This is a genomic window from Haloplanus rubicundus (genome assembly GCF_003342675.1).
In the GTDB taxonomy this organism is placed as follows: Archaea; Halobacteriota; Halobacteria; order Halobacteriales; family Haloferacaceae; genus Haloplanus; species Haloplanus rubicundus.
In genome coordinates this window covers 1,947,354-1,961,485 of record NZ_CP031148.1, presented here as the reverse complement: position 1 = coordinate 1,961,485, position 14,132 = coordinate 1,947,354, and the positions used below count along the sequence as shown (strand labels likewise).

Sequence of the window (14,132 nt, the reverse complement as noted above, 5' to 3'; positions counted from 1 at the left end):
GGCCGCGGAATAACACGCGTATGACGGTATCGAGCGCACCGGGCAAAGTGTACCTCTTCGGCGAACACGCCGTGGTCTACGGCGAACCCGCCGTCCCCTGTGCCATCGAACGGCGAGCCACGGTGAGCGTTACCGCCCGCGACGACGACCACGTCCGCGTCGAGGCGTCCGACCTCAGCCTCGACGGCTTCACCGTCGAGTACGCGGGGTCGACCGACGACCGGCCGGACGTGGACGTGCCCGCGGGCCTGGTCGAGGCGGCGATGGGTTACATCGACGCCGCGGTCGAGCAGGCCCGCGACGCCGCCGACGCGCCCGGCGCGGGCTTCGACATCACCGTCGAGAGCGAGATTCCGCTCGGCGCCGGCCTGGGGTCGTCGGCGGCGGTGACCGTCGCCGGCATCGACGCCGCGACGCGCGAACTCGGGACGACTCTCTCCCCCGAGGCCATCGCGGACCGCGCCTACCGCGCCGAGTCGGCGGTCCAGAAGGGGGAGGCGTCACGCGCCGACACCTTCTGTTCGGCCGTCGGCGGCGCCGTCCGCGTCGAGGGCGACGACTGCCGGCGCATCGACGCCCCCGACCTCCCCATCGTCGTCGGCTTCGACGGCGGCGCGGGCGACACCGGCGAACTCGTCTCGGGCGTCCGGGCGCTCAAGGAGCGGTACGGCTTCGCGGCCGACACCGTCGAAACCATCGGCGACATCGTCCGCACGGGGGAACGCCTCCTCGACCCCGACGCCGACGATTCCGGGGCGGGTGTCGACGCGGCGGACCGGATCGCGGAGGTGGGGGACCTGATGAACTTCAACCACGGCCTGCTGGAGTCGCTCGGCGTCTCCTCGCGGTCGCTGGACAGCATGGTCTGGGCGGCGCGGGAGGCGGGCGCTCACGGCGCGAAACTCACCGGCGCCGGCGGCGGCGGCTGTATCGTCGCGCTCGATCCCACCCCCGAGACGCTGACGGCGCTGCGCTTCACCCCCGGCTGCGAGGAGGCGTTCCGCGCCGAACTGGCGACCGACGGCGTCCGGAGGCTCGAATGACGACCGTTCTCAAACTCGGCGGGAGCCTGATCACGGACAAGGAGCGCGCGGAGACGCTGGACGGCGCGGCGCTGGACGCGGCGGCCGACGCCATCGCCGCGGCGGCCGACGACCTCGCCCTCGTCCACGGCGCCGGGAGTTTCGGCCACCACTACGCCGAGAAACACGGCGTGAGCGTGAGCGAGGGGACCCACGAGGCCGGCGCCGCCCTCGAAATCCACGGCTCGATGACCACCCTCAATCGGTTCGTGCTCTCGCGGCTCCACGACCGGGACGTGCCCGCCCTCCCCGTCCACCCGCTCTCGACGGGCGCCCGCGACGCCGACGGAACGCTCGAGATGCCGCTACCGGCGGTCGAGCGGATGGTCGGCGAGGGGTTCGTCCCCGTGGCCCACGGCGACGTCATCGCCCACGAGGGGCACGGCACGACAATCATCTCCGGCGACGAGGTGATCGTGCGGTTCGCCGACGCTCTCGACGCCGACCGCGTGGGGCTCTGTTCGACCGTCGACGGCGTCTACGACGCCGACGGAGCCGTGATCGACCGGATCACGGACTTCGACGCCGTGGCCGACGCCCTCGGCGGGAGCGACGCCACCGACGTGACCGGCGGCATGGCCGGCAAGGTGCGAACCCTCCTCGACCTCGACGCCCCCGCCTACGTCTTCGGCGCCGACGACCTCGAACCCTTCCTCGCGGGCGGCGAACCGGGGACGCGGATCGACTGATACGGATTAGTGTAACTGGTTACCGGTGGTTCGCCGGACCGTCTCGGCGAACCACTGATAATGATTTACACTAAACCGTATGACCGTGCGGCGCCGTCGCCTGCTCGCGCTCCTCGGCTCGCTCCCCCTCGCCGGCTGTACCGGCGGGCCGGGCGATCCGATCACGTCGCTCGCGGTGAATCGGGACGACACGAGCCACACCGTCGCGGTGCGAATCGCCCGCGACGAACGGGTAGTGATCGAGAACGCCGTCACCGTCGACGCCGAGGGCGTCGCGGAACTCGGCACGACGCCGTGGCGACCCGGTCGCTACCGGGTGACGGCCCGCGTCGACGGCGAATCGGCGCTCGACGAGACGTTCCGCTCCGAGGAGTGGTTCAACCAGCTCGACGTGGTGGTCGGCGCCGACGGCTCGGTCGAACTGAATCGCGCGCGGGCCGCGTAGCCCCGGGACTCAAGCGCCGCGCGCGTCTACGCGAGACCGATGACCGACAGCGACGACGCCATCCGCGTCTGGCTGGTCGAGAGAACGTACTCCGACGACGAACAGAACATCGTCATCCTCACCTACGCGACGCCGGACGGAGAGCAGTATTTCCGGAAGGAGCGCTCGCTCACCTCGTTTTCGGACGTGCGGGACACCACCGCCGCCGTCGACGCCGCCCCGGAGAATCTGGGGTCGACCGCCCCCGACGACCGCGAGGCGTACGCGGCCGAAGCGCGGCGGATGGCGGCCGAACACGATCCCGAGGACGTGATATGAGACGGTGATCGGAGGTCACGGTCGCTGCTCGGCCGTCCCGCGACGACGAGCAGCGACCGACAGCTACGGTTCCCGTCTCAACACTCCACCCGCAACCCGTCCCGCGCGAACCGCACGTCGCCGTCGTAGCGTCGTGCCAGCGAGTCGAGCATCTCCTCGTGGCGCCCCTCGGTGTGGGGGTAGAGGTGGGTCAGGTAGACGCGGCCGTAGTCGTGGCCCGCGAGGGCGTCGCCGAGTTTCGCGGGCGTCGGGTGGTTCGACACGTCCACGTCGTCCGGGAACGAGCAGTCGTGGACGAAGACGGCGGAGCCGTCGGCGAAGGCCGCGAGCCCCTCGAACGCCTCGGTGTCGCTGCTGATCGTCAGGTCGCCCTCGTCGCCGTCGAATCGGTAGGCGAGACCGTCGACGGAGTGGCGCGTCTCGTGGGCCGACACGTCGAAGCCGGCGACGGAGAAGTCGTGGGCGCCCACCTCGCGGACGCGCACGTCGACCCGGCCGTCGAGGTAGTCGAAGGCGTCGAACAGGTCGTCGACGAGCGCCTTCGTTCCGTCGGGACCGACGACTTCGATGCCGCCCGCGCCGGCCAGCCACCTCGCCTTCACGAGCGCGAGGAGGTCGGAGACGTGGTCGAGGTGGTGGTGGGTGAGGAGGACGGTCGAGACGCCCTCGTAGCCGGGGTCGGTGGCGGCGAGGCGATGGAGGACGCCCGCGCCGCAGTCGACGAGCACCCGACGGTCGTCGCGTTCGAGCAACAGGCCGGTCTGTGCCCGGTCCGGGAGGGCCATCGCGCTCCCCGTGCCGAGGAAAGTGAGGCGCATGGCGGGGCGTGGGTGGGCGTCGGGGAAATGGGTTCGGGTCGGCGGCTCAGTCGCCCGACTCCTCGTCGTCGAGTCCGAGCGCGGCGCTCAGTCGCCGGGTGACGACCCGTTCGACGATGTCGAGAAACGTCTCGTCGTCGAGGTCGTAGCCGGCGAAGATGCCGAGCGGAATCTCGCCGCCGCCCATCTCGCGGTGCCCGCCGGCACTGCCAACGTCGTCGAACGCCGCCGAGAGCGCGTTGCCGACGTGGACCCTGGAGTCGGTCGACCGGGCGCTGAGCTGGACCGAGTCGTCGACGATGCCGAACACGACGGCCGTCTGGACGCCCTCGAGCGTCGCGAGGTAGTCCGCGGCCTGTGGCAGGGCGTCACGCTCGCTCGTGTGGCCGACGCTCGTCACGAGCGTCGATCCGCGGACGACGCGGTTGTGGACGGCGTCCGCGATGGTGTCGACCGTCGCGCCGCTGACCGAGGGGGTCGACAGCCGACGCAACAGGTCCAGGTCCGTCCGGTCGTAGAGGTCGATCACCGCCTCGTACTCGGCGACGGTCGCCCCGCGCAGAAAGCCCAGCGTCTCCCGCCGGATGGCGAACGCGAGCGCCGTCGCGAGCGTCGAATCCACCTCGACGTCGAGTTCGACGACGTACTCGGTGAGAATCGTCGCCGTCGCGCCGACGGCCTCACGGTGGTCGACGAACCGCGCCTCGATCCCCTCGGCCGGGTGATGGTCGATCACCACGTCGACCGGCGTGTCGGCCGGCACCTCGTTGTTCGCGCCCGGAACCGCGTGGTCGACGAACGCGAGGAGGGACCCCTCGGGACGGTTACGGATCGCCGCCGGATCGAACGGCTGGAGGTCGACGTTCAGGAGGTTGACGAACGCGCGGTTCTGCTGGTGTGAGATCTGCCCGCTGTAGAGGATGCGCCGCTCGTCGACGCCGGCCGCGGCGGCGATGCGACCCAGCGCCAGCGCGCTCGACAGACAGTCCGGATCGGGGTTGTTGTGACAGACGACGGTGAGTGCGTCGGCGTCGGCGAGCAAGTCGTACAGCGTCCGGGCGCGACTCATCACTCCCCGTTCGGCCCCGTCGGATAAGCCACTATCCCCGTCGGCCCGCGCCCGTATCGAGCGTCGCCGCCCGTGGTCGACGACCGCCGGGGACCACGTATCCGCCTCATACTGTCGGCTGTAACTGTTTCAAGATATCCCTCGCCCCGGGGTGACGGACATCTCGGTTGACTTACAGCCGGCAGTATCAGCCGAAGCCGAACTCGGCGTCGACGACTTCGCCGCGCGCGAAGTTCGACCCCACAGCCGTAATCTCTACCCGTACCGTCTCGCCGAGTGCGGCGTCGTCGACGAGCACCGCGAAGTCGTCGACGTACCCCACGCCGTCGCCCTCGGAACCGAGTTCCTCGATGGCGACGACGTGCGTCTCGCCGGTCGTGACGGGGCGATCGACCATGTGTGACAGTACCACACATGGACAGAAAGTAGTTGCGGGAGTGACAGATCCTTCCGTCAGGGCGCCAGCCGGTTCTTCCGGCCTTTCATGTGCTTCTCGTAGTGTTCGAACGTGATGGGACACCACTCGGCAGCCAGGTCGAGGATCGATTCGGTCATCTCGCGGATCTCCCACTGGCTGTCGGCGGCGGCGCGCATGTCCGCGACGTGCATCAGCATCCGGGCGTTCAGCGACATGACGATGTTGACCTCGGTGCCGATGGGGAGGACGAAGCGGGCGTCCTCCGGGGGCATCCCCAGATCGAGGAGTTCCTGATACGACTCGACGGACTCGCGCACCGACTCGCGGAACACCCGTTCGCGCTCGGCGACCGTCTCCTCGTCGACGGCGCCGCTCGACTGGTTGCGGCCGATCCAGTCGGGATCGGTCGCCGACGGCGGCGTCACCACCATCGCGCCCTCCTCGACGTCGGCGGGGTCCACGTCGTCGAAGGAGACGTAGCGCATGCTCTGGATGTCGAAACTGACGTGTCGGTGCCGGGTGATCTGGGCCATACACGACCGGCTGACGCCCTTGATGGCGAACGTGGCCTGCGGGTGTTCGAACGGCCCGAAGTGGCCGTGATCCATCAGGTGGCCGATGAGCGTTCGCTGTTTGTCCTCCAGACTCTCCCCCTCGATGCCGTCCATCGCCTCCTCGAAGGAGATGTCGCCGACGAACTCCGAGAGGTAGTCGTTTCGCGCCGCCGTACAGACCACGCGCTCCGGGTCGGGCGTCGCTTCGAGCAGTGTGACCTCCATGCGTTCGACGGGGGCGCCGGCCCACCTAAACGTATTGGACAGGATCAAGCCGCCGGCGACGATAGGGGACCCCATGCCCACCATCGAGAACCTCGCGGCCGACGTGACGGCCTTCACCAGCAACGTCTTCCTCGTGGCCGGCGACCGCACCGCCCTCGTCGACACCGGCGCCAACTTCGACGTCGTGTCGGCGATCGAAGCGCGCGTCGACGGCCTCGACGCCGTCGTCCTCACCCACACCCACCGCGACCACGTGGGCAACGTCGACGCCGTCCGCTCGGCGTTCGGCGTCGACACCGTCGGCTACGATCCATCCCACCCCGCCGTCGATGCCGAACTCGGGGCGACGGTCCGGCTCGGCGATCACGACTACGCCGTCCTCCATACACCCGGCCACAAGAACGATCACGTCTGTCTCTACGCGGCGGACGCGGGGATCTGTTTCGCGGGCGACCTGGTCTTCGCCGGCGGGTCGTTCGGTCGGACCGATCTGGAGGAAGGAGACCGCGAGACGCTGATCCGGAGCATCGACCGCCTCCTCGAATCGGTCGATCCGGACCTCACCGAACTCCACACCGGTCACGGGCCGAGCGTGACGACCGACGCGTACGAGACCATCGAGCGTGCCGGGCAGGCGGCGCGGCGCTTCTAATCTTTCAGCCCGTAGTAGCCGGGGTCGTCGTCTGTCGGCGGTTCACCGATCACGAGGTCGTCGGCGTTTCGCATCACCCACGGCACCGCCCAGTCGACGAGGACGGCCTCCGTCCCCTCGTCGAGGTCCGCGTCGGGCTCTAATCCCTGAAGCAGCCGGCCGATTTCGCGGATCGTGTACATCTGGTCCGGATCGAACAGTTCCTCGGGTGTGTAGAAGTCACAGGGGTAGATGCCGTCGAACGCGTCTTTCGGTCGGGGCATGGGGAGGGGTAGACGGGCGTCCCCGTAAACGGTACCGGACCGCTACTCGAAGAACCGTCCGCGATAGAACGTCGCCAGGTCCGTATCGAAGTCGTCCAGTCGGAGGATATCCGCCTCGGAGAGGTCGTCGTACCCGGCGACGTACGCCTCCGCGTCGGCCCGGTCGGCGAACGGGAGGGGGTTGCGCTGCATCGGATCGTCGACCCGGTCGGCGTTCGTCTCCCGGACGAACCACGCCGACCGGGCGTCGATCAGTTCCTTCGTTTCGTGGTCGTGCACCCAGAGCCCCGCGAACGTCGTCCCCTCGTGGGACGGCTCGAAGTGCCCGGGATCGACGTAGTACGCGCCGAAACAGCCCGACGAGCAGAAGAAGACGCGATCCCCCGCCTCGACGGTCAACTGGGCGTTGTAGTCGGGGAAGTTCGCGGGCACCATGTTACAGACCGCACACGAGGCCTCCGCGGGGACGGGTGCGGGGTCGGTGCGGGCGGTGGTCGAGGTGGGAGTAGCCGTGGGCGTCGCGTCGCCGTCGCCGCCCGTACACCCCGCGAGGCCGACGGTCAGGGCGCCCGCGGCGACGACGAGGCGACGGCGAGAGAGTGAGGTGCGCACGGCCCGGAGTACGCGGCTGGTCGGCTTGTAGCATCTGGTCGGCGCGTCGAAACAGACGGGGACGAACGGCGTCGCCACTGCTCGGGTGAGCGCGAAAGAAATGTTGGATCGGCCGAGTCGTCGCTTACTCGAAGAGTTCGACGGCCTGCTCGTAGCGGGCGCTCGGCTCGGACCAGTCGACGACTTCGAAGTAGTTGTCGACGAAGTCGCCGCGGGCCGGACCGTAGTCGTGGTAGTACGAGTGCTCCCAGACGTCGAGCGCGAGGATGGGGTGGCTACCCCAGAGCGCGCCCTGGTCGTGCTTGTCGACGACGACGTTGCGGAGCTGGTTCGAGAAGCTGTCGTACACCAGCAGCGCCCAGCCGCTGGCCGCCCCCGCGGCGGCCTCGAACTCGCCCTTCCAGGCGTCGTAGGAGCCGAAGTCCTCCTCGATCCGGTCGGCGAGGTCACCGCTCGGCTCGTCGCCACCCTCCGGCGACATGCAGTTCCAGAACAGGTCGTGGAGGATGTGCCCACAGCCGTTGTGGGTTACGTTCCGGATGGCGCCGGCGGAGGAGCCGAAGTCGTGCGACTCGCGGTTGGCTTCGAGCGTCTCGTCGGCGCTGTTCCAGCCGTTCACGTAGCCCTGATGGTGGGTGTCGTGATGCCAGGTCAGCACCTGCTCCGAGATGTGCGGCTCCAGTGCGTCGTAATCGTACGGCAGGGGATCGAGTTCGTAGCTCATGATATAACCTCCACACGTAGGATGTATCGGGACGCTGTTAAGCTTTGAGGAACCGTACGCTAACGCCTGCCACACCGTGACGAGCGGATGGATAGGGACTTACGTCGGGCTGGCAGACCGAGGAACGATGCGTGGCTGGCACGGCGTCGGACTGGTGACGGGCTGGCAGGCGGTCGCCAGCCTCTCGTTTTACGCCATCTTCGCCGCGACGGCGTTTCTTCGGGCCGATTTCGGCCTCTCACGCACCCTCGTCGGGGTCACCATCACCGTGACGATGCTCGGCTACACGCTCCTGTTGTTCGTCATGGGCGCGGCCGTCGACGGCTACGGCGAACGGCCCGTGATGGTCGGCGGCCTCCTCGCCCTCGGCCTCGGCGCCGCCGGCGTCGCCGTCGCCCCCTCCTACGCCGTCCTCCTCGTCGTCCTCCTCGTCCTCGGCGGGGCGTACGCGACGGCCATGCCCGCGACCAACCGGGCCGTCCTCGCCGTCGCCCCGCCCGGCCGGCGCAACCTCACCATGAGCATCAAACAGGTGGGCGTCACGGTGGGGAGCGGCCTCGGCGCCCTCCTCGTGACGTGGACGGCCGCCACGCGCTTCGGGTGGCGCGCGGGCTTCGTGACCGTCGCCGCCGTCGCCCTCGTCGTCGCCGTCGCCTTCGGTCACTGGTACCGCGGCGACGGCGGTTCCGGATCGATGGGCCTGCCCGACGTGCGGGGGCTACTCTCCCGTCCCGACTACCGGCTGCTCGTCGCCGCCGGCTTCTTCTACGGCGCCGCCATCTTCACCACGACGGCGTACGTCGTCCTCTATCTCACCGAGTCGGTGGGCGCCGCCGCCGGCGTCGCGGGGTCGGTGCTCGCCTTGGTCCAACTCACCGGGAGCGGCGGGCGTATCGGGGGCGGCGCGCTCGTCGACCGCCTCCCCCTCGGCGACGCGCGGGCGAGCGCGTTCGTCCTCGTCGGCCAGTCGACGCTCGGCGTCGCCTGCATCGTCACCGTCACCGCCGTCGACACCGAACTCGCGGCCGCCGTAGGCTTCGCGGCGCTCGGCCTCTTCGTCTTCGGCGTTCCCGCCACCTACTACGCCTGCATGACGGCGCTGGTGCCGTCGGATCGGGTGGGTGAGGCGACCGCCGGCGGCCAGCTCACCATCAACGCCGGCGGCCTCCTCGCGCCGCCGGCCTTCGGCTACCTCGTCGACACCGCGGGCTACACGGCCGGATGGTTCGCCCTCGCCGGCGGCGTCGGCGTCGCGGCGCTGCTGACGGGGTGGCTGACCGTCCTGACGCGTTCCTGACCTATCCCCGCCGCTCGTACTCCATGTGGGTCGCCACGGCGTCGGCCGTCTCGGCGTCCGCCAGTCGCTCGATCAGGTGCAGCGCCAGGTCCAACCCTGCGGTGATGCCGCCGGCGGTCAACACGTCGCCGTCGTCGACGTATCGCGCGTCGACCACCTCGGCACCCGTCTCCCGCAGGTCGTCGAGGGCGCCGGCGTGAGTGACTGCCGGCCGGCCGTCGAGCAGCCCCGCTCGCGCCAGCAACATCCCGCCAGTACACACGGCTGCGACCGTCGTCCCCGCGTCGTGGAGGTCGGCGAGCGCCGACGGGATCGCCCCCCGCTCCGCTTCGGCCCACGCGCCCGCCGAATCGCGGTCGTTCCATCCCCCGCCGGGGACGACCACGATATCCGGAGGCTCGGCGACCGAGAGGACGCCGTCGGGTTCGATCCGGAGGCCGTTGGCGGCCGTCACGCGGTCGCACGCCTCGAGCGTCACCAGCGACACGTCGAGGGGAAGGCCCCGCGAGGCCGCGACCTGCAACACCTCGTACGGGCCGATGGCGTCCAGTTCCTCGAAGCCATCGAAACAGACGATTTCGATAGTCGTCACCATACCCCACGCTCGGAACGGTCGGGTTTCAAGCTATCTTTCTTCGAGGAGAGAATCCCGTCGTTTACGGCGTTGACGAGACGCTTCGCGTTCTAGGGGCGGGAGTGAATTCGACAACCACTACATAACCACTGACGACACTCAGGCCGGATATTCAAAGTCGACCCACACAATTAAGTAGATTTATTTACATAGGCTATGTATAGTGATTAAGGTCACGCGCACCTACGTTGGTTCCATCCAGAACCACCGGCAGGTGTGTGATGGTCTCGATTCGCTCGGCGATTCCGCCTCAAAAATCTGGAACGTCGCACGCTGGACAGCCGACCGCATCCGGACCGCAACCGGCGAAATTCCAGATGAGGGAGCGCTGAAAGCGTACATGAAGAACCGGTCGTGCTGGAAAGACTTGAACGCACAATCCAGTCAGAAAGTCATCGAAGAACTTTCCGACGCTTTCCAGTCATGGTTCGACCTGCGACAGAGAGACCCAGAGGCAAATCCACCCGGCTACCGCAAATACGGCGATAACCGACCGCGTAGTACGGTGACGTTCAAGGCAGACGGCTTCAAGCACGATCCCGAGAACAACCGCGTCCGACTCAGTAAAGGATCGAACCTCAAAGAGAACTGGTCGGACTTCCTGCTCTGCGAGTACCAGACCCGCCCCAACGTTGACCTCTCGGAAGTCAATTCAGTACAGAACGTTCGTGCCGTCTGGAAAGGCGATGAGTGGGAACTACACTTCGTCTGTAAAGTCGAACTCGAAACCAACGACTCCGAAGGCGATGGTGTTGCTGGCATCGACCTCGGCATCAAGAACATCGCAACGGTCGCGTTCCCCGACGAATACGTTCTCTACCCCGGTAACTCGCTCAAACAGGACAAACACTACTTCACCCGCGCCGAGTATGACACAGAGGGTGAGAACGGCCCGTCTGAGAAGTCGATGTGGGCACGTCGGAAACTCGCTGACCGCGAAGCCCACTTCTACCACGTTCTCACGGACACAATCATCACCGAATGTGTCGAACGGGGGATTGGCACGCTTGCGGTGAGCTGGCCCGAAAACCTTCGTGAGTCGGACTGGGGGAAGACCGGCAGCAAGAAACTCCATACGTGGGCGTTCGACCGCATTTATCAGTACCTCGAATACAAAGGAGAGATTCGTGGCGTCGAGGTGCTGAAAAAGAACGAGTGGGACACCTCGAAGACGTGTTCAGCGTGTGGCGACAACACGAAAGCGAACCGCAAGCATCGTGGCCTGTACGTTTGCTCGTCGTGCGGGTTAGTCGGAAACGCGGACTGTAACGGGGCGGAGAACATGCGTCAAAAGATAACTCCAAGTCCTCACGGCGAGGATAGGAGTAACGGCTGTGTGGCACAGCCATCGGCGTACTTGTTCGATTCAGAGAGTGGGGTATTCGCCCCGCGAGAACAGGTCGTGTCGTAAACCGGCAAATATCCCACCTGCGGTACGGGAAGCCTCGGCGTTTACGCTGGGGAGGATGTCACGGCCGGGAGTATAAATCCGAGGCCGACGATAGTGTCACCATGGCGACGATCAAGGACAGCGTCCACGACCACATCGAGGTGACGGGTGTCGCCGAGGACCTGCTGGACACGCCGGCGATGCAGCGGCTCCGCCGAATTCGCCAGCTCGGCACCGTCTCGCTGGTGTATCCGTCGTCGAACCACACCCGCTTCGAACACAGCCTCGGCGTCTACCACCTCGCGAGCGAGACGCTCGATCACCTCGGCGTGGCCGGGCGGACGGCCGAGCGGGTCCGCGCCGCCGCCCTCCTCCACGACGTGGGGCACTGTCCGTTCAGCCACAACGTCGAGGACCTCCTCCATCGCCACACGGGGAAGTACCACGACGACGTGGCCGACCTGCTCGCGAGCGGTCGGGTGGGCGCTGTCCTCCGCGACCACGACATCGACCCCGCGGCCGTCGCCGAACTCGTCGCCGGTGGGGGTCGCTACGGCCAACTCGTCTCCGGCGAACTCGACGTGGACCGGATGGACTACCTCGTCCGCGACGCCCACCACACCGGCGTGCCGTACGGCACCATCGACCACGGGCGCCTGATCCGCGAACTGACCTTCGTCGACGGCGAACTCGTCCTCGCGGAGGGGAACGTCCAGACGGCCGAGAGCCTCCTGCTCGCCCGCGCGCTGATGAACCCGACCGTCTACCAGCACCACGTCGCCCGCATCGGGAAGGCGATGCTCCGGCGGGCCACCGAGCGCCTGATCCGCGAGGCGGAGTACGACGCCGAGACGGTGCGTCGGTGGGACGACGCGGATCTGCTGGCGACGCTCCGACGAACCGACGCCACCGTCGACTTCGCCGACCGACTCTCGACGCGCGACCTGTTCAAGCGCGCGGTGTGGGCCGAACTCCCCGACGTGCCCGAGGACTTGCTGGACGCCGACCACGAGCGAATCCGCGAACTCGAACGCGACGTGGCGGCGGCGGCCGACCTCGACCCCGACGCGGTGGTCCTCGACGTACCGCCGCCGCCGGAGATCAGGGAGTCGTCGTCCCGAGTGGTCGTCAACGGCGACATCAGGCGTCTGGACCGGCAGTCGCCACTCGTGAGCGCGCTCCGGGTCGCCGGCCGCAACCAGTGGCGACTCGGCGTCTACGCCCCCACGGGCGCCGTCGACCGGGTCGGCCGGGAGGCCGTCCGGACGCTCGGTCTCGATATCGACGGCGCGCCCATCTCGGAGGTACGCGGCGGCCTCGACGCCACCCTCGACGAGTTCGGATAGGTTGAAGGGTCGGGCGGCCCCCGTAGGGGTATGCACGTCGAGGGAACGATCCTCCGCGGCCGCGCGTTCGAACCGGTCGAGGGACGCGTCGTCGTCGAGGGGGGCGACGTCGTCGCCGTCGAGGAGACGACGACGGACTCGGACGCCATCGTCTGTCCGGCGTTCGTCAACGCCCACACGCACATCGGCGACTCCATCGCCAAGGAAGCCGGCGCGGGCCTCTCGCTCGACGAACTCGTCGCGCCGCCGGACGGCCTCAAACACCGCCTGCTCCGCGCGGCCTCGGCCGACGAGAAAATCGAGGCGATGCGCCGCTCGCTCCGGTTCATGGAGCGCTCGGGCACCGCGGCGACCGTCGAATTCCGCGAGGGCGGCGTCGAGGGCGTCGCGGCCATCAGGGAGGCACTCGACGGCCTCGACATCGAGGCGACCGTCCTCGGCCGCGAGACGACGGCGGCGATGGCGGAAGCGGACGGCTTCGGCGCCAGCGGCGCCCGCGACGACGACTTCGCCGAGCGCCGTGCCGCGACCCGCGAGGCGGGCAAGCCGTTCGGCATCCACGCCGGCGAGCGCGACCCCCACGACCTCACCCCCGCGCTCGACCTCGATCCGACCTTCCTCGTCCACGTCGTCCACCCCGAACCCGAGCATCTCGACCGAATCGAACGCGAAGGCGTCCCCGTCGTCGTCTGCCCGCGGTCGAACCTCGTCACCGGCGTCGGGTCGCCGCCCATCGCCGACCTACTGGACCGGACGACGGTGGCGCTCGGCACCGACAACGTCATGCTCAACAGCCCCTCGATGTTCCGCGAGATGGAGTTCGCGTCGAAGGTGGGCAGCGTCGACGCCGCCGACGTGTTGCGGATGGCGACGGTCAACGGCGCGGACCTCGTGGGACTGAACTGCGGCCTGATCGAACCGGGCCGCGCGGCGAAACTGCTCGTCCTCGACGGCGACTCCGACAACCTCGCGGGGGCGCGCGACCCCGTTCGCGCCGTCGTGCGGCGGGCGGGGGTCGACGACGTGGAGCGTGTGATTCTCTGATACGGTTTGGTGTAACTGTGTGCCGGTGGTTCGCCGAGACGGGGCGACGAATCGCATGAAGAGTTATGTTCTGACACGAGTTACCATTACACATGGGCACCTACGACCGGATTCTCGTCCCGACCGACGGCTCGGAGGGCGTGGAGCGGGCCATCGAACACGCCGTCGAGGTGGCCGCGAGCAACGGCGCGGCAGTCCACGGCCTCTACGTCCTCAGTACGGACGCCTACGCGGGGCTGGCGATGGAGTCGTCGTGGGAGAGCGTCGACCGCCTCCTCCGCGAGGACGCGGAGACGGCGGTGGCGCGGATCCGGGAGATAGCCGAGCGGATGGACGCCGGCGTCCCCGTCGAGACGGCAGTGGTGGAGGGCAAACCCAGCCGCGAAATCGTCCGCTACGCCGAGCGCGAGGGCTGTGACCTCGTGGTGATGGGAACCCACGGCCGCGGTGGTATCGACCGCCTGCTGCTGGGGAGCGTCGCGGAGTCCGTCATCCGGGCGTCGTCGATTCCGGTGACGGCCGTCCCGGTCGGCACCGAGGGAGAGGCGTAGG

18 protein-coding genes are annotated in these 14,132 nt (G+C 68.3%); 10 read left to right on the top strand and 8 right to left on the bottom strand.

The window, feature by feature from the left end:
* Positions 1–20 precede the first annotated feature (20 nt).
* The 4 genes from mvk to DU484_RS10945 all read left to right on the top strand — a co-directional run bounded on the left by mvk (position 21) and on the right by DU484_RS10945 (position 2,534).
* Positions 21–1,043 carry a mevalonate kinase gene (mvk, locus tag DU484_RS10960; protein ID WP_114586085.1) on the top strand — a complete coding sequence of 341 codons (1,023 nt, stop codon included), beginning with the start codon at positions 21–23 and terminating at the stop codon, positions 1,041–1,043.
* Positions 1,040–1,771, top strand: coding sequence for an isopentenyl phosphate kinase (locus DU484_RS10955; RefSeq protein ID WP_114586084.1), 732 nt, complete (start codon positions 1,040–1,042; stop codon positions 1,769–1,771). Before mvk ends, DU484_RS10955 begins: the two co-directional genes overlap by 4 nt.
* 79 nt (positions 1,772–1,850) lie before the next feature.
* Complete coding sequence (locus DU484_RS10950) at positions 1,851–2,216, top strand: hypothetical protein (RefSeq protein ID WP_114586083.1); 366 nt, start codon at positions 1,851–1,853, stop codon at positions 2,214–2,216.
* A gap of 39 nt (positions 2,217–2,255) precedes the next feature.
* Positions 2,256–2,534: a hypothetical protein gene (locus DU484_RS10945; RefSeq protein ID WP_114586082.1), complete on the top strand. Its 279-nt coding sequence runs from the start codon at positions 2,256–2,258 to the stop codon at positions 2,532–2,534.
* Between the two features lie 77 nt (positions 2,535–2,611).
* On the opposite strand, the gene DU484_RS10940 is transcribed toward DU484_RS10945, so the two are convergent.
* From DU484_RS10940 to thyX, 4 genes are all read right to left on the bottom strand, one after another.
* A complete protein-coding gene (locus DU484_RS10940) occupies positions 2,612–3,352 on the bottom strand; it encodes an MBL fold metallo-hydrolase (protein ID WP_114586081.1) in 741 nt (246 codons plus the stop codon).
* Between the two features lie 46 nt (positions 3,353–3,398).
* Positions 3,399–4,421: a DHH family phosphoesterase gene (locus tag DU484_RS10935; RefSeq protein ID WP_114605908.1), complete on the bottom strand. Its 1,023-nt coding sequence runs from the start codon at positions 4,419–4,421 to the stop codon at positions 3,399–3,401.
* Positions 4,422–4,608: 187 nt separating this feature from the next.
* Positions 4,609–4,818 carry a TRAM domain-containing protein gene (locus DU484_RS10930; protein ID WP_114586079.1) on the bottom strand — a complete coding sequence of 70 codons (210 nt, stop codon included), beginning with the start codon at positions 4,816–4,818 and terminating at the stop codon, positions 4,609–4,611.
* Positions 4,819–4,874: 56 nt separating this feature from the next.
* Positions 4,875–5,618, bottom strand: coding sequence for an FAD-dependent thymidylate synthase (gene thyX / locus DU484_RS10925; RefSeq protein WP_114605907.1), 744 nt, complete (start codon positions 5,616–5,618; stop codon positions 4,875–4,877).
* Positions 5,619–5,691: 73 nt separating this feature from the next.
* Here thyX and DU484_RS10920 point away from each other — a divergent pair, with 73 nt between their 5' ends.
* On the top strand, positions 5,692–6,270 hold the full coding sequence (locus DU484_RS10920; protein WP_114605906.1) for an MBL fold metallo-hydrolase: 579 nt from the start codon (positions 5,692–5,694) through the stop codon (positions 6,268–6,270).
* On the opposite strand, the gene DU484_RS10915 is transcribed toward DU484_RS10920, so the two are convergent.
* Genes DU484_RS10915 through sod form a run of 3 tightly spaced genes read right to left on the bottom strand, consistent with a single transcriptional unit; the run spans position 6,267 to position 7,869 of the window.
* Positions 6,267–6,533 carry a DUF5827 family protein gene (locus DU484_RS10915; RefSeq protein WP_114586076.1) on the bottom strand — a complete coding sequence of 89 codons (267 nt, stop codon included), beginning with the start codon at positions 6,531–6,533 and terminating at the stop codon, positions 6,267–6,269. The two genes, DU484_RS10920 and DU484_RS10915, sit on opposite strands and share 4 nt — an antisense overlap.
* Before the next feature lie 42 nt (positions 6,534–6,575).
* Positions 6,576–7,223: a nitrous oxide reductase accessory protein NosL gene (locus DU484_RS10910; protein WP_222844834.1), complete on the bottom strand. Its 648-nt coding sequence runs from the start codon at positions 7,221–7,223 to the stop codon at positions 6,576–6,578.
* Positions 7,224–7,269: 46 nt separating this feature from the next.
* Complete coding sequence (gene sod / locus DU484_RS10905) at positions 7,270–7,869, bottom strand: superoxide dismutase (RefSeq protein ID WP_114605905.1); 600 nt, start codon at positions 7,867–7,869, stop codon at positions 7,270–7,272.
* 127 nt (positions 7,870–7,996) lie between these two features.
* Here sod and DU484_RS10900 point away from each other — a divergent pair, with 127 nt between their 5' ends.
* Entirely contained in the window at positions 7,997–9,166 is a 1,170-nt protein-coding gene (locus tag DU484_RS10900) for an MFS transporter (RefSeq protein WP_114605904.1), read from the top strand.
* A 1-nt stretch (position 9,167) separates the two neighbouring features.
* On the opposite strand, the gene DU484_RS10895 is transcribed toward DU484_RS10900, so the two are convergent.
* Positions 9,168–9,761, bottom strand: a complete 594-nt coding sequence (locus tag DU484_RS10895; protein WP_114605903.1) for a DJ-1/PfpI family protein — start codon at positions 9,759–9,761, stop codon at positions 9,168–9,170.
* A 199-nt stretch (positions 9,762–9,960) separates the two neighbouring features.
* Between DU484_RS10895 and DU484_RS10890 the strand changes: the two genes are divergently transcribed.
* From DU484_RS10890 to DU484_RS10875, 4 genes are all read left to right on the top strand, one after another.
* Positions 9,961–11,211 carry an RNA-guided endonuclease InsQ/TnpB family protein gene (locus tag DU484_RS10890; RefSeq protein ID WP_114605902.1) on the top strand — a complete coding sequence of 417 codons (1,251 nt, stop codon included), beginning with the start codon at positions 9,961–9,963 and terminating at the stop codon, positions 11,209–11,211.
* 101 nt (positions 11,212–11,312) lie between these two features.
* Entirely contained in the window at positions 11,313–12,536 is a 1,224-nt protein-coding gene (locus DU484_RS10885; RefSeq protein ID WP_114605901.1) for an HD domain-containing protein, read from the top strand.
* A 30-nt stretch (positions 12,537–12,566) separates the two neighbouring features.
* Positions 12,567–13,580, top strand: coding sequence for an amidohydrolase family protein (locus DU484_RS10880; protein WP_114586069.1), 1,014 nt, complete (start codon positions 12,567–12,569; stop codon positions 13,578–13,580).
* 92 nt (positions 13,581–13,672) lie between these two features.
* Positions 13,673–14,131 carry a universal stress protein gene (locus DU484_RS10875; RefSeq protein ID WP_114586068.1) on the top strand — a complete coding sequence of 153 codons (459 nt, stop codon included), beginning with the start codon at positions 13,673–13,675 and terminating at the stop codon, positions 14,129–14,131.
* The last annotated feature ends 1 nt before the right edge of the window (position 14,132 follow it).